Below are 21,971 nucleotides of genomic sequence, written 5' to 3' on the forward strand. Positions count from 1 at the left end.
AGGGGCCGGGCGCTGGATTGGAACGAAACGATGGGCGGGCGCGCTCAGCCGGTGCGCTGGTCGCCTGCGGCCTGACGCGCCGCATGGGCACAAAGCATCTGCCGGTAAAACCGCTTGCGCGCCGCCCGAAACCCCCGAACGGCGCGGGTATCGGAATGAAGCGCCCGGACCGCCGCGCGAAGGACGGCCAGCGGCGATGCCGTCACCGGCAGGCCGAGGCGCAGATAGGCGGGATCGGTCACGTCAGCGGCGCGGCAAAGATCCGGGCCAGATCGACGGCCGAAGGCGCCATCTGCGGCGCGCAGGGGGACTTCGGTCATGGTCATCGGGTCAACTCCGGTTCGGGAAAAGGGGGAACGCCGGACCGGGCGATCTCTCCCCCGGCGACGCCCTAAGCCCCCCTGCCCTTCTCGATCTCTCGGTTTTCACGCCGCAACCTGCAGCGCGCGGGCGGCGATGGCACGCCAGAGCGGATCGACAAGACGTCCCTCGAGTTGATCCGCGCGACGGCGCAGATGCGCCACGAACCCATGTTCGCGCCATCCGGCCGCCTGGCTCGCCCGCGCACGCAAGCCGCTCGCCTCGCGCAACACCGAACGGGCCTCGGGCGCGGAGAGGACCGGGTTGCACCAGGCAATCGCGCCGTCCGCCAACTCTCCCGCCAGCACGAGCCGCTCTTCACGATCGAGGATCACCATCATATGCGGGGCAACATCGGCGCCGACTTCCTGTGCCAACACGACCGCAGCGAACATCGCGTCAGCGAGCGACGCATAGCGGTCAAGCTCGACCGGGCGGTCCAGCCCGGCCATTGCCGCGCCCCTATCCGGGGCGACAAGTTTCAGAACGAAGGGCAGATCGGGATTGGGCGCGGGGAAGGCATCGGCGTCAAAGCACTTCGTCGGTGTCGCCTTTCGCGCATGGAACCCTTGATCGAGCATCTCAAATTCTCCTGCGACGGGGGCGGGAAGCCTCTCTCCCCACCTTCACCGTCACCCCAAAACCGCCGCCCTCTTCCTCGAAGGGCGACGGTTCAGGACCCGGCTTGATCTTCAAAGCTTGCCGAGGGCCCTCAGGCTCATCTCGGCCCCGGCACCGACGATGATGTGGTCATGCAGCGTCAGGCTGAGATAACGGCAGCCCTTCTGGATCTCCTTGGTCATGCTGAGATCGGCCTCCGACGGCGTCGGATCCCCCGAAGGGTGGTTGTGGATCAGGATCAGCGCGCTCGCGTTCAGCATCAGCGCCCGCTTGATCACCTCGCGCGGATAGACGGGGACGTGATCGACCGTTCCGGTCGAAAGCAGCTCGTCGGAGATGATGCGGTTCTTGCGGTCGAGATAGAGCACATGGAACCGCTCGATCGGTCCGCGCACGGTGAGCGCGCAATAGTCGAGCAGCGCCTGCCAGCTGCCGATGACCGGGTTCTGGCTGAGGTATCGGCCAAGGATGTCCCGGGCCTCGAGGATGACGGTTTCTTCCTGGGGGGTCATGGGGGTCTCGCTGAAGTGAAAGCGCCGAAGCCCCTGCCCGTTCGGGCGCGGGGTCAGCGGCGTGCGGATGAACGGGAAGAGGAGCGGCCACCACGCATAGGGGTGGCCGCTCCGCAGGGTGTCGCCTCAGCCGACCCGGTCGAGCAGTTTCTTGGCCCGCCCTTCCATGTCGAGGCGGACATCTTGCTGGGTCTTGTCGCGCGCGAGCCGGGTGATCCCCTGCACGAAGTCGAAGATGCTCTCGGGTGGGCGGCCCTCTTCCATCAGCACCTTCTCGATGATCTTGCCGGATTCGGCCTTCGAGAAGCCGCGCTTGCGCAGAAAATCATCCCGGTCCTCGTCGGTCCGCGCCACGATCTGCTGCCGCGCGGCCTGAATGCCGTTCACGAATCCCTGCGGCGAGGAATTGGCAAAGCGCGTCAGCGCCGGGGCCGCCTCATGGGCGAAGCGCGAGGCGGCGTATTTCGAGTGGCGGATCTTGATCTCCTGAAAATCCTCGACGCCCCAGAGGTTGCGGTTCTGGCACACCGCCCTGAGGTAGAAGCTCGCCATGCCGAGGGTCTTCGCACCCACCTCGGAGTTCCAGCAATAGAAGCCCCGGAAGTAGAGATCGGGGGAGCCGTCGGGCAGACGTCCCGCTTCGATCGGGTTGTGATCATCGACGAGGAACAGGAAGACGTCGCGGTCCGAGGCATAGAGCGTGGTCGTGTCACGGCTGATCTCGACATCGGGGTTGTAGACCCCCGTCGACCAGTCGAGTACGCCCGGCACCTTCCAGCGCGTGTCGCCGGTGCCATTGCCCGCAAGACGCTGCACCGCCTCGACCAGTTCGTAATCGTGGATACGGCCGTAATCAGGCCCCGTCACGGCGCGCAGTTCGGTGCGGCCATCCTCGGTTTCGAAGGTTTTGACCTGCTCGGCGCGGTGGTTGGAGAGGCCGTATTGCAGGTTGATCCCCGCCAGTGGCGCGGGCAGCTGCCGCAGGTAGGAGGCCGGGGCGCCCACGATGCTGGCAAGCTGGCCGAAGGCCCAATGCGTCGGCGCAACCGGCGCCTCGGCTTTCGGCAGGACCAGATGCAGCCGCTCGGCGCTATCGCGCGCGGCCTCGACGCGTATATCGGCCGTCTGCACCACCCGGCTGCGGCTGCGCTCGGAGCGCCCCTTCACCGAGGCCCAGAGATCGTCGAGCGACAGATACCGCTCGTCATCGGGCCGGTTGAACCATTCGGACGACACCCGCCCGTTGCGCTCCCCCCGGCTCACATCCACCTTCCAGCCACCAGCCCGCGCCGGTGCGACCGGATCCAGAACTTCCACAACGCCCATCGGCATTCCTCCGCGACAGGCGCCGGGAGCCTCTCTCCCAGCCCTCAACCCGTCACCGGAAAACCGGCACGCCTCTCACTCTCAAGGAGGCTGGCGCGCGAGACGCGGATCGCAGGAGAAGCCCTTCGCTCAAGCGTCGACCGCGTCCATTCCTGCACATAGATCAGGCTTTCCGGGGAGCCCCCAGTCCTGCCACGGCATCAAGAAATGCCTTGTCGAGCACAGGGTTGTCCCATTTGTTCGACGCAGCCATCCAGCGGTCGAGATGGTCCCGAAAACTTGGATCGTCCCGCCGCATGTGGAAGGTGAAGAGGCGCTCGACAATCTCCCGCATCAAGTCCGCCATCTGCTGATCATCGAGATGCGACACCTCACGCCAAGGAATGGTCCGCCCCGTCCCGTCGACCACGTTCACGTCCGAATAATCGCCTGTCAGGGTCACCGGCTGCAGTCCGGCATGCAAATCCTCCAGCCGCGTGTTGCGGATGCAGATCATGGCCATGATCTTCGAGAGATTGGCCGCGATGCGTTCTTCGTCCTCGACCTTCATGTTCAACTCCTCTCGGTGAGCAGCACCCGCTCGGGCAAAGATGGCGGCGAAAGCGTCGGGTCACTCAGTCAGATACGCGGCCCAGTTCTGCCGCGCATGCACGATGCGCAGCACCTCAAGCCACTCCGCCTCGATACGGTAAATGATCAGATGCGATCCCGAGCGGTAGAGGCGGATACGAGGGCGGATTTCGGTCCGCTCGCGCGCAATGCCCGGGTGCTGGACCAGCAGGTCCATGTCAGAGGCGAGCCCGCGGATATAGGTTTCAGCCTGCGTGGCGGACCACATGCGTGCGCTATAATCCCAGATCGCGTCGAGATCGCTCAGCGCGGCAGGTGAGAGCCGATATTCAACGATCTTCGGCTCTGGCATCTTGTTGCCGCTTGCGGGCAAGAAAAGCCTCCACATCCAGACGCGCACCCGGGCCGCTGGCCAAACCCTCATCGACAATCTGCTGCAACTCGGCAATGGCCTGCTGGCGGTCCTGATCGCGGCGGATCAGATCGCGCACATAATCACTGGCATTGCTGTAGCGCCCATCTTGGGTCTGAGCCTCGACCCAGGCCTTCATAGGGGCCGGCAAAGAGACGTTCATTGTTGCCATGGTCGCGATCTCCTTCGCAAAAATGGTGACACGATTTGGCAAAGTTTGTCAAACCGTACCGACGCCGTCCTGCGCGACTTGCCATGAGCGCGCAGCGAGCCCGGCGGGTTTCCCCGCCGGGCCCGAGGGGGAGACCCCGTTCCTCAGAACGGGATATCGTCGTCGCGGTCGACCAGCTCGGGGTTTTCGTTCTCGGCCGACTTCGGGCGGCTCAGGAAGTCGACCTTCTCGGCGATGATCTCGCAGCCGTAGCGGTCGGTCCCCGCGCTGTCGGTCCATTTGGTGTAGTGGATGCGGCCGTGGACGAGGACCTTCATGCCCTTTTCGCAGTGCTCAGCGACCGTCTTGCCGAGACCGTTGAAGCAGGTGATGCGGTGCCATTCCGTGTCCATGATCCGGTAGCCGTTCTCGTCGCGCAGGACGCGACCTTCCGAGAGGCGGGGGCGCGAGGTGGCAAGGCTGAAGTTGGTGATCTTGGTGCCGCCCTGGGTGGTGCGGATTTCGGGGGCCTGACCGATGTTGCCGGCGAGGATGACGATGTTTTGCATGGTAAGCTCCTGTGTGTCCTGTCTTCGGGACCGTCCCTTCGACAAGACCCGGAAAAAGCCCGTCGGTTGACGCGTGCACGGGGGACGGAACGGACACCGGAAACCCCCAGAGGACCGGGGTGGAGCGGGCAGGACGCCAAAGGCGGCCAACACGGCCCGGGCTGACGCGGGGTTGCGCGCAGGAGGCCGAACGGGATTAGGGGATTGTCAGTCGAAGGGATGGCCCAGGAGACAGAGAGGCGCGGGGAGCCCCTGCCAGAACGTGTCACCTTGCAAATCGGAACTGTCTGCCCCCCGGTTCAGCCCCCATTGGCGAAAACATCGATCACAAGCCTTTGCCACCCCAGCCCTTGCCTGCCGGGAGTTGCGGCACCCCGCCGCGACAGGCTATCAATACCGGAATATTCAAGACACGGACCGCATAAATGGCTGATTTCGATCTCGAGGCACTGTCGCTCAGCGAGCTGAAGAAAATGCAGAAGGACGTCGCCAAGGCGATCTCCACCTATCAAGACCGGCAGAAGGCGGAAGCCCGCGCCAAGGTGGAAGCTCTCGCCCGGGATCTGGGCTACTCGCTGACCGACCTTGTCAGCACGGCAACGAAAACCACCCGCGCGCCCGCCGCGGCGAAATATCGCCACCCTGAGAATTCGGCGGTCACCTGGTCCGGCCGTGGGCGCAAACCGCAGTGGTTCGTGGATTCAATCAATGCGGGCAAAGACCCGGATGGCCTGATGGTGTGACACCGAAGCTAAAGACTGCCGCGTCAGTCTTCGGTTCTCGGCTTGGTGTTTGACAGTTCGAACCTAACCGCATCAGACCTCGGCCCCATGACGCGCGTCGGCAGGTCTGGCGCACGCGCGTGACCTCGATGATGCCCTTTGACCAGAACGACTTTGCCGCTCCGATAATGTCGCTCATGTTCGGCAACCCAGTGACGAATGGGCCCGTTGCGCGACTCTCGTGCTTGTCGTTCGAACTCGAGGCGAGCCGTCCTTTCCGCCATGTGCGCGGCGGCCTGCGGCCCGATCCGGATCGTGAGATGTGACTTCCGGGCACCCAGAATCCATGATTTTCCGAACTTTCGGGCTGTTTTGGTGTCCTTGTTGGTGAAGGTTTCGGTTTCAGTGGGGATGATCCCGCCCAGGTCCGGTGAAACCAGCATGGCAAACAGCGCATAAGGAATGAACAGGTCGTATCCCGTTTCAACCTGGTGCACCGTGCGCCTTTCGTGGATCATTTCGAGCGTATCTCCACTCCGCAACCGGTACTCGACCATCGAACGGCTCAAATCGACCACGACGTCATCATAGTTCAGCCTACCCTCGGCAGTGCGCTTTACGAGCAAGGAACAGATCGGGTCGACGACACGCGAATTCTCTCTCCGATGGAACATTGTGATACGCAGGTGGGCTTGGTTGCGATCATCAAGCAGATAGCCGCGTAGGCCGGTGCCGATCGGCTTTTCATCATATCTCGTGACAGGTGAAGCACGATTAAAGCGCGCAGCACCCAGCGCTCGATCGTCGAACTCTACCCAAACGATGTCGGCAGGGAGCTTCACCTCACCAAGGATTTCCATGGCCGGCAGGCCTGTTTCCGCCGCCTCCTCGGCAACGGCCTCATGCAGCGTGTCGGCATAGGCGGCTGCCAAATGATCGAGCAGATACACTTTGGCCTGCTGCAGGGCATCCAGCGCATAATCGCGAAAGAGCCGCAAGTCTTCGGATGGGGTGAAGTGCCAGACCAAGTCTTCAGTAGGGAGTGATTTGCCCGCCAGCGACGATCCATATAATGAAATCAATGATTTATATAGCATGATGGGGCACCCAAACGAGTTGCGAACGAGCATCTGACGAACTCCGCCGATGATCAAGCGGCTTTCACGACACAGCCGGTGACGGCTATTGCTCGTGAACTCGGCAACGCGCGGATGCGCTTGGTTTCATCGCATGGCGATGGGCAGGCCGACCAATGTCGGCACATTCTGAAAGTCGACCGAAACGGATGACTGACCAAGGGGCTGGATCGGAGCCTTGCTCCGACCCAGAGCCCGTCGAGGGGGTGGGCATTACGCCCACGGATCGACCTCAGCGACCACTTGCACCTCGTCGCCGTCGATTTCATCGGCGGGGACGGCGCCAAAGGTTCCATCCCCAGCCTGAAAGACGACGATCGAAACCATGAGCGTGGCGGCGAGGGAGGCGGCGAAGGCGTGAGCATCTTTGCGGGACATCTGTTTGGCTCCTGTCTGGGAGGCGGGGGACCGTCCCCCGCGCGACAGGACCCCGCAGGCCCGAAGACTGGCTGACATCACCGGGTGCGTTCGGCCCCCTCTTCAAACGGGGCCGAATCCGCCCGGCGGCACGGGCTCGCCCGTAGTCCGACCCCTTGCGGGTTGATCTCGAAGACGGGATTCGGGGCAAGGAAGGGAATGGCGAGCGGGGGATGGTCCCCCAACGACAGGAGCCGGTTGTCCCGCTGATGCTTGCGCCGCCAGCCTTCCGGCCACGCTCTTGGTTGAAGCCCCACGTCTTTGGTGGATGGAACCTATGGCGCTCCGCGGTATCGCGGGGCGAGGTTGTGGTCGGTGAGGGGTCGGCCAGCGGGCCTGCCCTCACGCCTTGTCAGGGCTCAGGCGGCCAAGTCTGCCCCCCTGCCCTATCGCTGTCCGCAGTGCCGACGATTTCGAGACGGGCGTTGCGATAGCCCTCCCGCGCAATCCAGAGCTCGGCCGCGGTGATGGATTCAGCCAGATGCAACAGTTCGGTGTTGCTGCCGAAGTCCAGAAGAACACGCACCTGTCCGGCTTTGGGTTTCTCGGCCACCTCGAAGATCAGTCGGCTGTCCGCCGAATGGCTTCGCATGATGGTGACGAGGATGACCCCGTCCGAGGAGAAGTTCCCCTCATGCAGCGTAAAGGAGGCCGGTGCCGTCCAGGTCGGATAGGCACGTGGCGATTCCTTCTTCACGAGACGGCCGACGCCGTTCGATCTTTCCCAGGCCGCGAGCTTTTTGGTGAAGCGTGCGGGCGGTTTGGGACTGCCGTCGGTGTAGCGGATCAACGCCCCGAGCGGGGCGGTGTCGATGATGGTCGTTGCAGACATGGTTCCTCATCCCGAATGCGAGTATTCGCATTCATCATATTGATATTAATAATTTTTTCAGATTGAGGGCGGGTTTCCCCGCCCTCGAACGGCATCGGTCACTCCGCAGCGATCATCGGCGCAACGCTGTCAGACAGATCGGCGGTCAGGAAGGCCGGAAGATCGACCTCCGCGGGCACAGCCGTGTCCTCCCCTGCCCTTCTGCGCCTTCCGCGTCGCCCAGAGCGATCAGATCGGCGCGACGCAAGACCTCGGGAAGCCAGCCGCTGCCCTTGAGCAGCCGCTCGGCCTCGATGGCCATTTCGCCCTTCTTCAGGTGGTCGAGAAGCTGAGCGGTCCCCTCCCCTTCGCCTCGCGCACGGCTTCGAGGATGCGGGCCTTGGGCACGCGGTTGAGATAACCGTCCACCGTGGGCTCCCACCCCGCTTCGACCATGTCGAGGTCCACCGCACGGGCCACGAGATCGGCATGCGCCATGCGGCGGCTCAGACCGCTGGCGGAGATACCCGCGCCATAGGGGTTCACCTTCTCATGCAGCGCGTTGATCCCGAAGCTGAGGCAATGCGCGAGGAGGGCCAGACGGCTGCCCTGGTCGAGCGCCGTCAGGTAATCCCAGAGCGCGGCATCGTCACCGAGGGGCAGCTCGGCCTCCCACGCGGCGTGGCGCTCATGAACCAGCTTCGCCACCACGCTGTCCTTCAGATCGGGAGCCTGCGCCGACATGAAAACGTGGCGCACCGAGGCCTCGAGACAACTGCCCGAGGCATTGGAGGTGCGGAACGTGTCCGTCACGAGCTTCAGAAGCAAGAGCGTCAGCGCAACGTCGGGCGAGCGCCCGATGGCCTCACGCAGGGCGAGCGTCCGGTGGGCGGTCATTTCCATGACCAACCGCTCGGGCAGCGGCTTCCGCGCACCCTCCTCCTCTTCGTCGGGAAGTTCCCCTCCGAGGGGCTGACCGCCCGAGGTGATGACGGTTGCGCCAGGCTGCCAGCCCGCGCCATTCGTGTCGCCCCCCTGCCCCATCGCTTCGGCACCTTCAGCATCCTGAGCCGCAGCCTCCTCGCTCGGCTCGTCCTCGGGCCGGACATAGCCGCGATAGACCGCGAGGCGGCCATCCCGATCGACGGTCACGAAGGCCCCAGCACGGCAGACCTCGGCCGGGTCGAAGATCAGTGGGCGATGCTCAAGGCGCTCCATCGCCAGTTCGAGCTCCCCAAGGCGGGCGTCGATCTCCTCGGGGTAATCGTCCCGCCCGGAGTATTCGTCTTCCAGCGCACGATACTCGGCGAGCAGCGCGGCATGCGTGGCGCTTTCCTCCCCGCTCATCGGCGCCGGATCGCCCGCCAGACGCCGCAGACCATGGCTGTAGCCATAGGGCAGATCGGTCGCCACTTCGATCCACTTCCAGCCTTCTGCGGCAAGCGCTTCGGCCTCCGTCTGGAGTTTCGCGCTGACGAGCTGATCGAGAAGGGCAGGGGACTCGAGCCACCCTTCATGCGCTTCCTGAAAGAGATCGCGCATGAGGATGCCGCCGGCCGCTTCATAGCCCTCGACACCGACGAAAATCGCGCGGCGATCGTCAGCGCGCACCGCGGTTTCGGTCAGCATCCGCCGGATCGTGTGCGGCTCGCGGTTCAGGAGTTCCGCACCGCATCCCAGACCTGGATCTGGCGATCGTGATCTTCATTGACGGTGAAAGCCATGAGCTGCTCAAGCGTCATGCCGTCTTCGGCATAGGCCTCGAGCAGGGCAGGGCCACGGAGGCAAGCCGCAGACGTTGCTTGACGATCTGAGGCGTGACGAAGAAGGCGGCGGCGATTTCTTCCTCGCCCTGACCTTTCGCCCGCAATTCCGCGAAAGCGCGAAACTGGTCGAGCGGATGCAGGGCCACACGCTGCATGTTTTCCGCGAGCGAGTCATCCTCGGCAAGGATATCGGATGCGGCGTCGCGCAGGATGCAGGGGATCGGCGCGGTCTTCGCCAGGCGCTTTTGCTTGACCAGCAGCGACAGCGCCTGGAACCGGCGACCCCCGGCCGGGATTTCGAACATGCCGGTTTCGACGCCTTCGGCATCAAGCACGGGACGGACGTTCAAGCTCTGCAGAGCCCGCGGCGGGCGATATCCTCGGCCAGTTCCTCGACCGAAACGCCCGCCTTGATGCGCCGGACATTGGACTGGCTCAACACGAGCTTGTCGAAGGGGATGTCCCGCGAGGGGGACAGGGTGATTTTCTGGGCAGCCTTCGCCATCAGATCTTCTCCGCGACGGGCGCCGGGAGCCTCTCTCCCGATCTTCCAACCCGTCAAAATCTCCAGCGCAGCCCTCTCCCTCTCAGTGTTCGCTTGGCGTTGTCCGCGGACAACTTCATGTCGGCGCCATCTGCACCGGCGATGCAGAAGCAAGTCTCTTGATGAAGCGGACGGCATCGAAATCACGGCTCTTGGCGCCGCTTGTCAACGCTCTGAAATAGGCGCCTGCATTTCTGATCCGGTCGTGACACTGGACAATGGCCCAAACCGTTATTGCGCTAGGCAAAACGCCGATGGTGCGTACGCCCTGCGTGTAGGTTGTCTCGTCGATCCCGATCATCGGTGCCAAGGTTTGAGCGTGAGCGACCACATCTCCAAAGTGTTCGATGTTCCTAAGCGAAAAGGACGCTGCCTCCGGGCACGCCGTTACCAGTTCTCCAAGCGTCAGTGTTTCGCCAGGCTGTGGCGACACGTCCGGCACGCTTTCTTCTTCAGTATTTTCTTTTTTTGATCTCTGATGGTGCCGGACATTTTGTCCGTCGTTGGCGGACATGGCAGGTGCTAGCACACAGGCTTTTCCTCCGTCACTTGCGGTTTCATGCACAGCCTTGGGCAGGGTTTTCGAGATCGCTGCGAGTTCATCTGCTGTCAGTTTGTTTCGAAGCTTGCGCAGTGTTTCCAGCGCTTGGCTGTCGTTCGGGTCGGCATGAAGCAACGGGCGAAGCTGGGCGCGGATCTCGATTTGAGATAGGCAATCTGTTCGCTTTGTTCCTGCGCCGCCACGGCCATCGCCGCTATTTCGCCAAGCTTGCAAAACAGCGGGCTAAGATCGAAGCCGAAGTGCATCGATTGCTTGTGCGCAGGATCGTAACGGGTGAAACGCTTGCCGTTCGCACTGTCCTTGCGTTCAAGAAGGCCAGCTTCCATCAGTGTCGCTGCGTGGCGGCGCAGCGTGCGCTCCGAAAGCCCGTTGCGGCGGGCGCTCAGGGTCATGTTCGAGGCGAAGACCATGTTGTGGTTTCGCTTCGGGGCAAGGCACGAAAGCATAGCGTCGAGCGTTGCGATCACCGTCGGCTTCAACCCGAGAAGAGGCGCCGCTTTTCGCAGGGTTTCGATGATGATGTGACGTTCGGGCAGAGCGTTGTCCGCGGACAACACTTCTGAAGCCCGCGAACCAAAGGCTGCGGTTGCGTGGATGAAGGTCATGCGTTTTTCACGGCAAACCGGGTGGGAGGGCCCTTTGGCATCAGCTCTTGCGCGAAGACAAAATGAATTCGCCAACCGAATCGGTTGTTGTTTGACTGCTACGGAGAAGCTGATACATCTGAAGGTGCAAAAAGACAGATGGGGCTCTCCGAGGATGACCTTGGGGGGCTCTTTCACTTTTTCGGGTTGCGGTCGTGCTCCTTTCTTTGCTGCTCTGCCTCGTCAGTCGGCTTTTCTGGCCGACTGCCATTCCTTGTAGAGGCGCTGCAATTCGGCCTCTGCGTTCTCAAGCCACCACATCGCAAACTCGGGAGCCTCGGTCTTGGAGAGCTTCACCGTGACCGATTTGGCCTGGTCCGAAACCTGAGCGAGCCGGCGCCCATCTTCTGAGAGAACCGGCAGGGCAGGGGAGGGGGCTTTGGTCGTGCTCGCCGTTTGACGCACGGCGGCTGCCGCGGCATCGGCAATCTGCGCGAACCGTCCGTCCGAGGTTGCGCTCGCAGGAGCCAAGGCATCCTGCGCGAGAGCGACAAGATCAAGGTCATGATTGTTGACCAGATCGGCGAGATCTTCCCAGCGACGCCGCCCGATACCATGTGCGGGACCGATCTCGCGCACGACGGCTTCGGGAATGCTCCCGGCCACCTTCTGCATCCGCGACAGCATCGGCTTGTCGACCGAGGGCATCCAAAATCACCGCTGTTTCGTAACCGCTTGCCGCCAGTTCTGCCGCAAAGAGCGATTTCTCGATGAAGCTGGGGTCGAGCCGCTGCGCGTTTTCCTGCCCTTGGGCCAGGATCGCTTCGTCATCGCTGAGGGCGCGCACCAGCGCCTTCGCGGGTTGGCCGAGAAGACGAAGCGCACGCAACCGACGACGACCATAGACGATGCGATAGGAACCCGGTTTTTCGGCCATCGGCCGAACCATGATGGGCACCTGCTGGCCGTGCTGGCGGATGCTCTCGGCCAACTGAGCCACATCGGCATCGGCGAAGGCCAAGCGGTCCTTCGGCCCGTCTTCTTCGATCAGATCGGGGGCAATCTCGCGCACTGCGTTGCTGGAGAGATCCTTCAACGTCGACTTGACGCCGCTCATCGCGCCGGTGTTCGGGAACCGAGACTTGTCGGGGCGGGCGCCTCGGTGGCGCTGGATGCCGGCAGGGCAGGGGGCTGAAACAGGTTGCGGCGCGCCATCAGTCAGTCTCCCGTCCCCATGCGGTCTGGATCACCTTCTCGAACTCGTCGGCCACGCCGTTCACGCTCTCGAGAATACGATCGAGCGTTTTTTTCAGCACCTGTGAGGGCTCTATTTCGTAGATCGTCTGTTGCGTCATCCCGGCATCGGAAATCGCGGTCGATTTCAGCATCGGCGTCGTCAGCACCTGGTCGAGCAGGATCGAGCGCAGGAAGCCCGCCATTTGCGATTGTGGAACGTCGGTCGGCTCGTAGCGCGCGATCAGGAACTTGAGGAAATTCCAGTGGATCGGCCCCGCAGCCTCCTCCAGCGCACGAACAGTTTCTCCAGCCATTTCAAGGAATTGCGCCATGGATGCCACATCCAGCATGCTCGGCACGACAGTGATCAGTAACCCGGTCGAGGCCAAAAGCGCAGTCATCGTGGTGAAACCAAGCTGCGGCGGGCAATCGATGATGACGAGGTCGTAGTTCGCTTCGACCTCATCAAGCGCGATTGCGAGGCGCTGCGTGAAAGGCGGGTCGATCTTGTGTTGCAGCGCATAGGCCGTTTCGGTCTCGTATTCCGAGAGCATCAGCCCGGCTGGAGCCAGATCGAGATCGTGGAAATAGGTCTTGCGGATGACCTGGCTGAGCGGGACCGGCTCTTCATATTTGAGCGCGTCATAGATCGTCCCACCCTCGGCGAATTCGATCTCCGGCCTGTAGCCGAACATCGTCGTAAGGCCTGCGGATCCATGTCGTCGCCAGCACCCGGTAGCCGCGCAGCGCATACCGCTGGGCAAGGTGGATGGCTGATGTCGTCTTGCTGGATCCACCCTTGAAGTTGACGATCGAGATGACCTGCAACGCATCGCCAGAGCGTCGGCCGGGCAGGTAGGCTTCGCCATTGCGCCCGGTCTTGGCCATGATGTGGCGGATCTGGTCGATTTCGGCGGCGGAATAGAGCCTGCGCCCGCGAGAATCCGTCTCCACCTCGGGGAAATCACCCTCTTGATGACGGGTCCGCAGGTTCGACATGCTGATCCCGGTCAGCTCCGAAACCTCGGCGGGCTGGAACTTCCGAAGCGTCTTTTTGCTTTCGGGCTGAAAGCTGTTACGCATATGATTGTCGAGCGCCTCCGACAGCCTGATGGCGTTCGCGGCGATGGATGCAGCAACAGATCCGGACGCAGCCGGTTTCGACGGTGTGCTCATTCTGCCCTCTCGGCCTCTTGGTGGGCCCTGGTGGTTTCGTCGCGAAAACGCGTTGTTTGCGCTTTTTCGCGACAACACTAGACATTGCACGCAACTTTCTTCCAGACAACAGTTTTTTGCAAATCCAGCCGATGAGAGGTTTCTCGTGCCGCTGTGCTTCAGGTGGCGAATCTGACAACTCGCTGATTTAATAAGATTTTCGCTCTGCGCGCTGTCGTATCGACCAAATGTAGTGGCTGTCACCACAAGCCATACAACCCGTCGGTGAAATGCAGCGCGTCGAATCGCCAGGGTTGTTCTGCTGAGTCTGTATCTCGTTGGAACAACCGGCAGATCAGAGGAGGACAATTGCCCCGCGCTCGGGCATCTTGTCGCCTTACCGACCAGCAAGGGGGGGGGCTTGATCATGTGCGGTCGGATCATCGACCCCAATCTGCGTAACACCGAAGTGGACATGTCGCAGATCAAGCTCGACCCGTTCGGGGTCCGGTTCAATGTCAAGCCGACCGAGACGGTGGTGATCCTCGCCAAGCGCCCGCTGGTGGCGATGGAGGCGCGCTGGGGCCTCATTCCGTCGTGGTTCGATGGCGCCCGTGCGAAGGACTGGAAGGCGGCGACGTTCAACGCCCGCATCGAGGATGCGCGCGATAAGTCCACGTTTCGTCAGGTCTGGCGGCATGGCCGGTGCCTCGTGCCGGTCGGTGGTTTCTATGAGTGGAGCGGCCCCAAAGGTGCCCGTCAGCCGCATTTCTTCCACCCGGCGGGCAATGAGGCGAACCTTTATCTGGCCGGGCTGGCGAGTCGTTGGCACGATCTCCTGACCTGCACCATCATGACGCGGGTGGCGACAGGGGCGATTGGCGGGCTGCATGACCGGATGCCGGTCATCCTGAATGCCGACGAGCAAGAGGCGTGGCTGGGCAGTTCCGACGAGGTTGCGGCCCTCGGCTCCGAGGCCATGCTGACGCATCACCCGGTCGCCCCGTTTGGGTTGAACGATGACGGACCGGAGTTGATTGAGCGCGTGAGCTGATAGGTACTAGCCGCCGGTCGTTTGCGCCACGGGGCGCGATGCAAAATGCGAGCGTCGGAAACGCAGTATGGATCTCGCGTCCATCGTGATCGACGTGCTCGGCCCTTTGCCGCCGGTCGGCCCTCCCGGCGCACGCCGCTGAAACGGCCGATCGAGCGCACCGCAGCGAGATACGTGCGCAGCCCAAAGGGGCCATCTGTGCTGCGCCCAGCTTTCGCCTTGGCGCGATCACGAGGGACGCTTTCTCCGCGCGCAAGCGATGGCGTGATCTGCCCCGAACAGTGCCGCCCCGCCTTGGCCCTTCCCTGATGGGCGGGGATCATGCCAACCCGGCCAGATGCGCCAGCACCCCAAGCGCCGCCGCACCGGCCAGCACCCGTGCCATGCCCCAACCACGCTTGAACACCGCCCAGATCGCGAGGGCGGCAATCCCCGCCGCAGGCGGATCGAGCGTGCCGAGTTGCGGCAGATCGAGGCTCAGCGGGCCAAGGCTGACCCGCGTCACCTCGCGCCAGATCAGATGCAGCCCGAACCAGAGCGCCAGATTGGCGATCACCCCCACTACCGCCGCCGTCACCGCCGAAAGGGCGGCGCCAAGGGTCCGGTTCGCCCGCAGCCGCTCGACAAAGGGGCGCCAAGCAGGATCCAGGCGAAACAGGGGCAAAGGTCACCCAGGTCGCCAGAAGCCCGCCAAGCGTGCCTGCAAGCAGCGGCCCCTCCCCCAGCGGTGCGAAAGGCCGCCATGAAGCCCACGAATTGCAGCACCATGATCAACGGACCTGGCGTCGTTTCCGCCATCCCGAGCCCGTCTAGCATCTCGCCGGGCGCAAGCCAGCCGTAATGACCAACCGCGGCCTGCGCCACCCAGGCCAGCACCGCATAGGCGCCGCCAAAGGTCAGTACCGCGAGCTTCGAGAAAAAGACGCTTGACGCTTTCGCGGTGAGCAGCGTCGCCACGGAACGAGCCAGAGGACAAGCGCGATCCCGCCTGCCTTCAGGGCCGCGCGGCGTTCGGGTCCGGCCGGGTCGCCGTGTTCTGCGCCGAGCAGTGTTTCCCCATCCCTCACGGTGGCGGGGCCCTGCGCGCCGTGGCCGCCGCGCCAAAGGCCTTCGGCACCATCACGCCGCCAAGCGCGCCGATCAGCGCCGCGGCGGCGACGATCAGCGGGAAGGGCAGGGCGAAGGCAAAGAGCCCGATGAAGGCGAAAATCGCCACAAGCCGCTGCGCCCGCGTCGTCAGCGCCCGTTTCGCCACCCGCTGCACCGCCTGCGCCACGATCGCCAGCACCCCGGCCTTGAGGCCGAAGAACAACCCGGACACCGCGCCCACATCGCCCCAAAGCGCATAGATCCAGCTGAGCGCCATCAGCACCAGCACCCCCGGCGTGATGAAAAATAGCCCCGCCAGCAGCGCGCCCCTGACCCCATGCAGCAACCAGCCGACATAGGTCGCCAGCTGCATCGCCTCGGGCCCGGGCAGGAGCATGCAAAAGTTCAGCGCATGCAGGAACCGGGCATCGCCCAGCCAGCGTTTTTCCTCGACAAGGATGCGGTGCATCACCGCGATCTGTCCGGCCGGGCCGCCAAAGGACAAGGCCGCGATCCGCGCCCAGACAAGGGCGGCTGCACCGAAAGCGGGTCGTGTGATCGTCGCGGTCATGCTGGACCCTCCGGCAGCGAAGATGCGGTGCCCGGCGCAGGATTGTCAAATCCGCACCGGGCACCACACGGGCATGCCGGGCTCAGGCCGCGTCGTAATGGGCGAAGATCGGGGTCTGCCCGTCGGCCTTGATCAGATGCACGTCATAGGCCTCGCGCTGATCCTCGGGGCCCATGCCGGGGGCGCCGAGCGGCATGCCCGGAACCGCCAGCCCCAGCGCCGCGGGGCGCTCGGCCAGAAGCCTGCGAATGTCGGCGGGGGAACGTGGCCCTCGATCACATAACCCTCGACCTGGGCGGTGTGACAGGACCGCATAGGCTCGGGGATGCCGCTTTGCACCTTGAGCGCCTGCAGCGCGTCATAGTCGATTACCTTTGTCGTGACGGCAAAGCCGTCGGCGCGCAGCACATCGATCCAGGCCTCGCAGCAGCTGCAATCGGGATCCTTGACGACAAGGATCGCGACCGGCTCGGCGGCGGCAAGGGGCGCGGCGGCAAGAAGCCCGCGGCAAGGGCAAGGATCTGACGGCGGGACAGGTCGTGCTTGGTCATCTCGGTTCTCCCTCAGGCACGCACAAGGAATTCGGTCATCATGCCGGTCGCAAGATGGCCCATGTTGTGACAATGCAGCATCCAGGGCGCGGCCTCGCCCGCATCCAGCGCGACCGTCACGCTGCCCATCGGCGGCACCGAAACGGTGTCGCGCACGGCGCCGGCAAAGCGGGCGCCGTTCACTTCGATCACCTGGAAAGTATGGCCGTGCAGGTGCATCGGATGCGCCATCATCGACATGTTGTGAAACATCATCTCGACCCGCTCGCCCGATTTCGCCTCGACCGGAAGGCGGTTTTCCCAGCTGCGCCCGTCGATCGTCCATTGATAGGGCAGCATCGACCCCATCAGCATCACCATCGGCTGCGCCGTGGCAGGCCGGGCGACGAGTGGCGTGACGGCGCGCAGCGCGATCTCCTGCCTCATGTCCCCCGAAACCGCCGGATGCGGGTCCTCGGACAGATCGGCCAGCTTCGGCACCGCGGCCCCTTTCGGCACTAGGATCAGCCCGGTGCGCTCGCGCGTGCCTTCGCGCAGCGCAAGGATCGGCACGGCAGCGCCATCGCCGGACAAGTCGATCTCGATGTCGAGCCGCTGGCCCGATGCGGGCAGCGGCACCACCCACGACGACCGCGACGAGCGCGCCGCAGAAGGCCGTCATCGACGCGCCGTCGATCCCCGCAGCCGCACCCGGCCACCCCGCTCGACCCTCGGATCGCGTGCGGTCGTTCGCCAGATAGGCGTCGTAATCGTTCATTCCCCCCTCGTGCATCTCGGCCATGCCGGGCATCGCCCCCCCCCGCATCGGCGCGGCGGCATGATCCATGGCGCCGTGATCAATCGCCGTGCCGCCGGTGAGCGTCGCAAGCACCTCCTGCGGGGGCGCGAAGGCGAAATCATGCAGCAGCATCCTGCCGGTCTGGGGGGGGGGGCGGCGCACGATCAGCGGCGCGGCCCAGAAGGCCGATTTCCTGCTCGGGGATATGGCTGTGCAAAAAACGTGCCCGGCGGGCCTCGAAATCAAAGCTGCGGCTTTGACCCGGTTTCATCGGTTGGGTGGTTGGCATCATTGGGGGGCCAAATGCACGATGGTCGATATCAAGCGCATTCGTCAGATCGGTGCGGAAGCGCTGGCCCGGATCAAGGCGCAGGCCGGGGCGGCCCTGCGCATCGAGCAGGCCCATCACCGTGGCCGCGCGGCCGTTGACCTCGATCACCCGCGTCGTGGCGGTAAGCGAGAAACTGTCGGCGGCCGCCCGGGCGCGGGCGGGAACAAGGGGGAGCGCGGCAAAGGCTGCGGTTGCGGCCAGAAAGCCGCGGCGGGAAAGATTGGTCATGGTGATCTCCGGTTCAAGAAAGGGGAACGTGGCGAAGATCAGGTGCGGGGCGGTGGGGCCTCGGGTTCCGGGGTTCCAAGGGCGGCCAGCGGCAAACGCGCGGCGGGGGTCAGGGTCGAGACCCGTTCGGCCCGCGGCAGGTTGTACAGGGTCGGGCGTCAGCGAACTTGCCAGACAATGCTGCAGGCAGCCGTCAGCGGTGGCAGGGGCGGTCTTGCCCGGGGTCATGGCGTGATGGCCGCCCCCCATCTGATGGGCGCAATCGACGCTTTGGGCATGGTCCGGGCAGGACGCTGCCATGACGGGCGCGGGCAGGACAAGACCCGCCAGAAAGATGGCGAGCAGGGCAAGCCGAAGCAGGGCGAAAACAGCGCGCATGGGTCAACCTTCGCATGCCGCCCAGCCCTTGTCAGGTAAGAAAGGCGCGATCGACCCGGGCTTTGGCGGGATCGATCAGAGCGCGGCCTCGATCACCGCGCGGTCGCGCCCACGGCTTTTTGGCGCGATAAAGCGCCCGGTCCGCAGCTTCGGAAACGATCTCGAGCCGCTGCGTTCCGGGCTGCCAGCAAACGGCGCCGACGCTGGCGGTGATGCAGATCGCGCAGGTATCGGAGAGGCGGCAGGGCGCGGCCAGATCGGCGCGCAGCCGCTCGGCGGTCGCCCGGACCTCTGCCGTGTCGACATTGGTCAGCAGCACGGCGAATTCCTCTCCGCCAACCCGCGAGACGGTGTCCTGCCCCCGTGCCGCATGCTGCAACCGCTCGCCCGCAAGGCGCAGCACCGCATCGCCCGCACCATGGCCCCAGGTGTCGTTGACCGCCTTGAAATGATCGAGATCGACCAGAAGCAGCGCCGAGCCCTTCGAGCCCCGCGCCCCCTCGCTGGCCTGAAACCGCCGCGCCAGACCGCGCCGGTTCAGCAGTCCGGTCAGGGGATCAGTGGCCGCAGCCAGCCGCGCCTCGGCCTCGGCGGCAGCCATCTGGCGCTCGCGGTCGATGAAGGCACCGAGAACGACAGAGCCGATGATGTTGAATGTCATCATGGCAGAGAGTTTGAGCGCATAGTCATGCGGTTCGCCAAATCCCGGAAGCAGCAGAAAGGCCGTCAGCGCCCCCGAGATCATCACGCCCAGCAGCAGGTGGCGTCCGGGCAGGCCGGGGCGCGCTGCGGTCAGCCGGGCCCAGACAAGGCCGAGGCCCGCCGCCATTATCAGCCCGACCACACCGATCAGGGCCGCGAATTGATGGTTGATCGAGAGCCTGCCAAGGATCGCCACGCCAAGCGCGACCGCCGCCCCCTCGGCGCCCAGAAAGGCACCGGCAAAGCCGATGAACAGGCTCCGGGCGTCGATGATGGCGTCCTGATAGACAAAGACGGGTTGCAGCATGGAAAACACGGCTCCAAGCCCGAAGGCGGCGCCGAGACTGATGTGCCTGACCCGCTCGGACCAACCATTATTCCCAAAAGAAATGCCATCGCGTCGATCAAGTGCAGGATCGTTTCCATCGGGTGCCTCCTGAGGACCTCGCGACAAGACGCATGTTGCGCAAGATAGCACGGATGCGGCAGGGAGGATGCGGGATGGCAGTCGCACCGCGGTCACCATGGTCTGTTTTCTGCGCATCGCTTCGCATCTGGGCGCCACGCGAATGGCCGCAGCTTTTTGCGGCCGCAATGCGCGAGGGGCCGCTCACGCCCGGGGGGCGAAGTTTCGCGAAGCGCCCGCTCAAGGGGTCGGAATGACCTGCACACGCCTCTCGCTGTGACATGCATCAACGGCGGCTTCGGATGACGCGCCAAGACGGGCTATCTGCGGGGGTCGGGTGCCGGTCAGCGATGCGCCAGATATTCGGCCGAGACATAGCCCGAGACGTTGGGCCTGTCGGTGGAAGACCCGGCACCAGACCTTGCCCGCCCGTGTCACACAGGCGCCGCGGTGTGGTGGGGCTGGCAGAGATCTTGTGAGAGGCCCCCCCTTCGCCAAGAGTCGGGCCCGGCCCCCTTCACCACGGCCGTTGCCAATGGCACAGCCGGCGGCAATCAGCAGGGTGAGGAGGGCGGCAAAAGGAAGGCGCATGATATGTCCTGACCTGTTTTGCGCCAGCATAGGGCATCCCTGCGCGCGCCGAAAGCCGGGCGTCATCGGAGCAGCTTCTGCAGCCGGGGGCGCAGGCGCAGGAAGCGGCGATAGGCGGCCTCGAAAGCCGGGGGGGGCGGCCACCCGGCCAGGAGCCCAAGCGGGCGCAGGATCGGAACCGCGCCACATCGCGCCAAAAGCCGCGCGCGCCGAGAGCAGGCGGCCGTTTTCCTCGGCGTGAAGCGGGCGAGCAGATCGGCGCGGTCGATCGGGCAGGGGCCTCGGGGGTGTGCAGATCGACGAAGCGGATCGCTCCGCGCCGGTCGAGCCTGCGCACAAGCGAGATCTCGCGCGCACAGAGCGGACAGCCGCTGTCGAACCAGACCGTCAGAGAAGGTGCCATGCCGGGTCTCGCTTTGCCAGAGGGGTCGGTTGAGACATGGGGCGGGTCTCGCGGCAGTCAAGCCCGGTGCGAGTGTCGCCTACCGCTTCCCCCTCAACCCGCAGCTTCGCGGCCGATCCAGTCGCAGAAGGTGCGAGTTTTTTTCGGCGCCTCCTCGCGGCGCAGCGCGACATAGGCGAGCCCCGAGGGCAGGAAGCCGAAGGGCGCGATCAGCCGCCCCGCCGCGAGATCGTCGGCCACATGCGGTTCGGGGGCGAGGGCGACACCAAGCCCGGCACTAGCGGCCTCAAGCATGAAGTAGAAATGCTCGTAGGGCGCACCGCCCTCGAGAGCCGTGCAGCCGCTGCGGGCGCACCAATCAGCCCAGGCATTTGGCCTTGTGCGAGCCCAGAGGCGCGGCGCGCGGGCGAGGTCGGCGGGGGCGCGCAGGGCCAGCCTCTCGGCCAGGCGGGCGCGAGCACCGGGCCGAACCGCTCGGTGAAAAGCGGGGTGACATGGGTGCCCGCGGGCAATTCATGGTCGGTCACCCGGATCGCCACATCGTAGCGGCTGCGGCTGAAGTCGCAGGGCGCATCGGATTGCGAGAGCCGCACTTCGAGGCCGGGATGGGTGGCCGTGAACCGGCTCAGCCGCGGGATCAGCCAACGCAGGGTGAAGGTGCCAAGGCAGGAGACGTCGAGGACGCCCCCCGCATCGTCGCGCAGCGCCGCCACGCTGCCTCGATCTCGCGAAAGCCGCGGGTGAGGCGCTCGGCTAGTGCGGCCCCCGCCTGGGTCGGCACCAGACCGCTGCGAGTGCGCGTGATGAGCTGCGCGCCGAAGGTTTCTTCGAGAAGCCGGACCTGCCGGCTGATCGCACCATGGGTCACGCCCAGCTCCTCGGCGGCGCGGGTCATGCGGCCGTGGCGGATCGCGGCTTCGAAAGCGCGCAGGGCGGTGAGCGGCGGCAGGGACACGGGCGGGACCGAGGACTGTGAGATTTACTCACAGCAACCCGGCCAAGACATCGTTTGTCAAGCGAGATGTGCGAAGGCAGGTTGCGCACATGTCACATCTTTCCGCGCCCCGCCTGTCTGCGAAACGCCCGGTCGCGCCATCCGGCGCAACTTGGGCCGTTCGGCACCTTGCGCCTGTTGTGGCGTCTTGCGCTCTGGCATCGCCGCGCCAGGACCCGCGCGCGCCTGGCCCGGCTTGGGGCAGAGGCGCTCGACGACATCGGGCTGAGCGAGGCCGACCGCTGCGCCGAATGCGGGCTGTGGTTCTGGCAGGGCAGGGATCGGTGAGAGGCGCGACCGGTGGCGATCGCATCGGGTGGCTTGACCAGACCGTTCAGGCGAAGAAACTTGCGGGCGTGACGAAGGCGTTGCTAGTAATCAACCTGCTCGAACCCATAACTGCCTTCATGATCGTGCCACTCGATGAACACGGATCGCTTG

The 21,971-nt window shown here is 64.6% G+C and carries 22 protein-coding genes and 6 pseudogenes; 3 read left to right on the plus strand and 25 right to left on the minus strand.

Annotation, left to right across the window (positions count from 1 at the left end):
* Nucleotides 1-44: 44 nt before the first annotated feature.
* The 8 genes from LPB142_RS17985 to LPB142_RS18020 all read right to left on the minus strand — a co-directional run bounded on the left by LPB142_RS17985 (nucleotide 45) and on the right by LPB142_RS18020 (nucleotide 4,521).
* Entirely contained in the window at nucleotides 45-326 is a 282-nt protein-coding gene (locus LPB142_RS17985) for a hypothetical protein (RefSeq protein ID WP_394328613.1), read from the minus strand.
* 99 nt (nucleotides 327-425) lie between these two features.
* Complete coding sequence (locus LPB142_RS17990) at nucleotides 426-941, minus strand: hypothetical protein (RefSeq protein ID WP_071167383.1); 516 nt, start codon at nucleotides 939-941, stop codon at nucleotides 426-428.
* Nucleotides 942-1,052: 111 nt separating this feature from the next.
* Nucleotides 1,053-1,493 (minus strand): JAB domain-containing protein, encoded by a 441-nt coding sequence (locus LPB142_RS17995; RefSeq protein WP_071167384.1) that lies wholly within the window; start codon nucleotides 1,491-1,493, stop codon nucleotides 1,053-1,055.
* A gap of 126 nt (nucleotides 1,494-1,619) precedes the next feature.
* Nucleotides 1,620-2,819: a DUF932 domain-containing protein gene (locus LPB142_RS18000; protein WP_071167385.1), complete on the minus strand. Its 1,200-nt coding sequence runs from the start codon at nucleotides 2,817-2,819 to the stop codon at nucleotides 1,620-1,622.
* A 163-nt stretch (nucleotides 2,820-2,982) separates the two neighbouring features.
* The gene (locus tag LPB142_RS18005; RefSeq protein ID WP_071167386.1) at nucleotides 2,983-3,369 is read right to left on the minus strand and encodes a hypothetical protein; all 387 of its coding nucleotides are present in this window, start codon (nucleotides 3,367-3,369) and stop codon (nucleotides 2,983-2,985) included.
* A 60-nt stretch (nucleotides 3,370-3,429) separates the two neighbouring features.
* Entirely contained in the window at nucleotides 3,430-3,741 is a 312-nt protein-coding gene (locus tag LPB142_RS18010) for a type II toxin-antitoxin system RelE/ParE family toxin (protein WP_071167387.1), read from the minus strand.
* Nucleotides 3,719-3,973: a type II toxin-antitoxin system ParD family antitoxin gene (locus LPB142_RS18015; protein WP_071167388.1), complete on the minus strand. Its 255-nt coding sequence runs from the start codon at nucleotides 3,971-3,973 to the stop codon at nucleotides 3,719-3,721. The genes LPB142_RS18010 and LPB142_RS18015 overlap by 23 nt, the downstream gene beginning before the upstream one ends.
* 143 nt (nucleotides 3,974-4,116) lie before the next feature.
* Nucleotides 4,117-4,521: a single-stranded DNA-binding protein gene (locus LPB142_RS18020; RefSeq protein WP_071167389.1), complete on the minus strand. Its 405-nt coding sequence runs from the start codon at nucleotides 4,519-4,521 to the stop codon at nucleotides 4,117-4,119.
* 425 nt (nucleotides 4,522-4,946) lie between these two features.
* On the opposite strand from LPB142_RS18020, the gene LPB142_RS18025 reads away from it, so the two are divergent.
* Nucleotides 4,947-5,264 carry an H-NS histone family protein gene (locus tag LPB142_RS18025; RefSeq protein ID WP_071167390.1) on the plus strand — a complete coding sequence of 106 codons (318 nt, stop codon included), beginning with the start codon at nucleotides 4,947-4,949 and terminating at the stop codon, nucleotides 5,262-5,264.
* Between the two features lie 23 nt (nucleotides 5,265-5,287).
* On the opposite strand, the gene LPB142_RS18030 is transcribed toward LPB142_RS18025, so the two are convergent.
* The 9 genes and pseudogenes from LPB142_RS18030 to repA form a co-directional block, all read right to left on the minus strand.
* Complete coding sequence (locus LPB142_RS18030) at nucleotides 5,288-6,373, minus strand: hypothetical protein (protein ID WP_232231026.1); 1,086 nt, start codon at nucleotides 6,371-6,373, stop codon at nucleotides 5,288-5,290.
* A gap of 219 nt (nucleotides 6,374-6,592) precedes the next feature.
* Complete coding sequence (locus LPB142_RS19470; protein ID WP_018001789.1) at nucleotides 6,593-6,757, minus strand: hypothetical protein; 165 nt, start codon at nucleotides 6,755-6,757, stop codon at nucleotides 6,593-6,595.
* A 391-nt stretch (nucleotides 6,758-7,148) separates the two neighbouring features.
* Nucleotides 7,149-7,628, minus strand: coding sequence for a hypothetical protein (locus LPB142_RS18040; RefSeq protein WP_071167391.1), 480 nt, complete (start codon nucleotides 7,626-7,628; stop codon nucleotides 7,149-7,151).
* A 98-nt stretch (nucleotides 7,629-7,726) separates the two neighbouring features.
* Nucleotides 7,727-9,878 (minus strand): annotated as a pseudogene (locus LPB142_RS18045) (ParB/RepB/Spo0J family partition protein).
* Between the two features lie 115 nt (nucleotides 9,879-9,993).
* Nucleotides 9,994-10,593, minus strand: coding sequence for a replication initiation protein RepC (gene repC / locus LPB142_RS19680; RefSeq protein WP_232231029.1), 600 nt, complete (start codon nucleotides 10,591-10,593; stop codon nucleotides 9,994-9,996).
* On the minus strand, nucleotides 10,527-11,084 hold the full coding sequence (locus tag LPB142_RS19685; protein ID WP_071167449.1) for a helix-turn-helix domain-containing protein: 558 nt from the start codon (nucleotides 11,082-11,084) through the stop codon (nucleotides 10,527-10,529). The genes repC and LPB142_RS19685 overlap by 67 nt, the downstream gene beginning before the upstream one ends.
* Nucleotides 11,085-11,306: 222 nt before the next feature.
* On the minus strand, nucleotides 11,307-11,702 hold the full coding sequence (locus LPB142_RS19690; protein WP_232231030.1) for a hypothetical protein: 396 nt from the start codon (nucleotides 11,700-11,702) through the stop codon (nucleotides 11,307-11,309).
* Nucleotides 11,626-12,180 carry a ParB/RepB/Spo0J family partition protein gene (locus LPB142_RS19695; protein WP_232231031.1) on the minus strand — a complete coding sequence of 185 codons (555 nt, stop codon included), beginning with the start codon at nucleotides 12,178-12,180 and terminating at the stop codon, nucleotides 11,626-11,628. Before LPB142_RS19695 ends, LPB142_RS19690 begins: the two co-directional genes overlap by 77 nt.
* A gap of 97 nt (nucleotides 12,181-12,277) precedes the next feature.
* Nucleotides 12,278-13,475 (minus strand): annotated as a pseudogene (gene repA / locus LPB142_RS18065) (plasmid partitioning protein RepA).
* Nucleotides 13,476-13,881: 406 nt separating this feature from the next.
* Between repA and LPB142_RS18070 the strand changes: the two are divergent.
* Entirely contained in the window at nucleotides 13,882-14,508 is a 627-nt protein-coding gene (locus tag LPB142_RS18070; RefSeq protein WP_071167396.1) for an SOS response-associated peptidase, read from the plus strand.
* 319 nt (nucleotides 14,509-14,827) lie between these two features.
* On the opposite strand, the pseudogene chrA reads toward LPB142_RS18070, so the two are convergent.
* From chrA to LPB142_RS19855, 8 genes and pseudogenes are all read right to left on the minus strand, one after another.
* Nucleotides 14,828-16,168 (minus strand): annotated as a pseudogene (chrA, locus tag LPB142_RS19900) (chromate efflux transporter).
* Nucleotides 16,169-16,250: 82 nt separating this feature from the next.
* Nucleotides 16,251-16,719, minus strand: a pseudogene (locus LPB142_RS19990) (DUF411 domain-containing protein).
* Between the two features lie 12 nt (nucleotides 16,720-16,731).
* On the minus strand, nucleotides 16,732-17,337 hold the full coding sequence (locus tag LPB142_RS18085; protein ID WP_330390828.1) for a multicopper oxidase domain-containing protein: 606 nt from the start codon (nucleotides 17,335-17,337) through the stop codon (nucleotides 16,732-16,734).
* A 278-nt stretch (nucleotides 17,338-17,615) separates the two neighbouring features.
* Nucleotides 17,616-18,434, minus strand: a complete 819-nt coding sequence (locus LPB142_RS18090; RefSeq protein WP_198037902.1) for a cupredoxin domain-containing protein — start codon at nucleotides 18,432-18,434, stop codon at nucleotides 17,616-17,618.
* Between the two features lie 31 nt (nucleotides 18,435-18,465).
* Nucleotides 18,466-19,662 carry a GGDEF domain-containing protein gene (locus LPB142_RS18095; RefSeq protein ID WP_198037903.1) on the minus strand — a complete coding sequence of 399 codons (1,197 nt, stop codon included), beginning with the start codon at nucleotides 19,660-19,662 and terminating at the stop codon, nucleotides 18,466-18,468.
* A 533-nt stretch (nucleotides 19,663-20,195) separates the two neighbouring features.
* Nucleotides 20,196-20,536 (minus strand): annotated as a pseudogene (locus LPB142_RS18820) (thiol-disulfide oxidoreductase DCC family protein).
* A 93-nt stretch (nucleotides 20,537-20,629) separates the two neighbouring features.
* Nucleotides 20,630-21,249, minus strand: a pseudogene (locus LPB142_RS19710) (LysR substrate-binding domain-containing protein).
* Nucleotides 21,174-21,491 (minus strand): LysR family transcriptional regulator, encoded by a 318-nt coding sequence (locus LPB142_RS19855; protein WP_269635535.1) that lies wholly within the window; start codon nucleotides 21,489-21,491, stop codon nucleotides 21,174-21,176. Before LPB142_RS19855 ends, LPB142_RS19710 begins: the two are co-directional and overlap by 76 nt.
* Nucleotides 21,492-21,557: 66 nt before the next feature.
* Here LPB142_RS19855 and LPB142_RS18825 point away from each other — a divergent pair, with 66 nt between their 5' ends.
* Nucleotides 21,558-21,818 carry a DUF1127 domain-containing protein gene (locus LPB142_RS18825; protein WP_083392814.1) on the plus strand — a complete coding sequence of 87 codons (261 nt, stop codon included), beginning with the start codon at nucleotides 21,558-21,560 and terminating at the stop codon, nucleotides 21,816-21,818.
* Nucleotides 21,819-21,971 lie beyond the last annotated feature (153 nt).

This window comes from Rhodobacter xanthinilyticus (genome assembly GCF_001856665.1).
Lineage (GTDB): Bacteria > Pseudomonadota > Alphaproteobacteria > Rhodobacterales > Rhodobacteraceae > Rhodobacter > Rhodobacter xanthinilyticus.

Bases quoted from the DNA above. Each gene is read 5' to 3' on its own strand.
- LPB142_RS18825 (WP_083392814.1), top strand. From the start codon at position 21,558: ATGTGCGAAGGCAGGTTGCGCACATGTCACATCTTTCCGCGCCCCGCC.
- LPB142_RS17990 (WP_071167383.1), bottom strand. From the start codon at position 941: ATGCTCGATCAAGGGTTCCATGCGCGAAAGGCGACACCGACGAAGTGC.
- LPB142_RS18005 (WP_071167386.1), bottom strand. From the start codon at position 3,369: ATGAAGGTCGAGGACGAAGAACGCATCGCGGCCAATCTCTCGAAGATC.
- LPB142_RS18090 (WP_198037902.1), bottom strand. From the start codon at position 18,434: ATGCGCGCTGTTTTCGCCCTGCTTCGGCTTGCCCTGCTCGCCATCTTT.
- LPB142_RS18070 (WP_071167396.1), top strand. From the start codon at position 13,882: ATGTGCGGTCGGATCATCGACCCCAATCTGCGTAACACCGAAGTGGAC.
- LPB142_RS18095 (WP_198037903.1), bottom strand. From the start codon at position 19,662: ATGGTGACCGCGGTGCGACTGCCATCCCGCATCCTCCCTGCCGCATCC.
- LPB142_RS18025 (WP_071167390.1), top strand. From the start codon at position 4,947: ATGGCTGATTTCGATCTCGAGGCACTGTCGCTCAGCGAGCTGAAGAAA.
- LPB142_RS17985 (WP_394328613.1), bottom strand. From the start codon at position 326: ATGACCATGACCGAAGTCCCCCTGCGCGCCGCAGATGGCGCCTTCGGC.
- LPB142_RS18000 (WP_071167385.1), bottom strand. From the start codon at position 2,819: ATGGGCGTTGTGGAAGTTCTGGATCCGGTCGCACCGGCGCGGGCTGGT.
- LPB142_RS19685 (WP_071167449.1), bottom strand. From the start codon at position 11,084: ATGACCTTCATCCACGCAACCGCAGCCTTTGGTTCGCGGGCTTCAGAA.
- LPB142_RS18040 (WP_071167391.1), bottom strand. From the start codon at position 7,628: ATGTCTGCAACGACCATCATCGACACCGCCCCGCTCGGGGCGTTGATC.
- LPB142_RS17995 (WP_071167384.1), bottom strand. From the start codon at position 1,493: ATGACCCCCCAGGAAGAAACCGTCATCCTCGAGGCCCGGGACATCCTT.
- LPB142_RS18010 (WP_071167387.1), bottom strand. From the start codon at position 3,741: ATGCCAGAGCCGAAGATCGTTGAATATCGGCTCTCACCTGCCGCGCTG.
- LPB142_RS18020 (WP_071167389.1), bottom strand. From the start codon at position 4,521: ATGCAAAACATCGTCATCCTCGCCGGCAACATCGGTCAGGCCCCCGAA.
- LPB142_RS18030 (WP_232231026.1), bottom strand. From the start codon at position 6,373: ATGCTCGTTCGCAACTCGTTTGGGTGCCCCATCATGCTATATAAATCA.
- LPB142_RS18015 (WP_071167388.1), bottom strand. From the start codon at position 3,973: ATGGCAACAATGAACGTCTCTTTGCCGGCCCCTATGAAGGCCTGGGTC.
- LPB142_RS19470 (WP_018001789.1), bottom strand. From the start codon at position 6,757: ATGTCCCGCAAAGATGCTCACGCCTTCGCCGCCTCCCTCGCCGCCACG.
- LPB142_RS19695 (WP_232231031.1), bottom strand. From the start codon at position 12,180: ATGAGCGGCGTCAAGTCGACGTTGAAGGATCTCTCCAGCAACGCAGTG.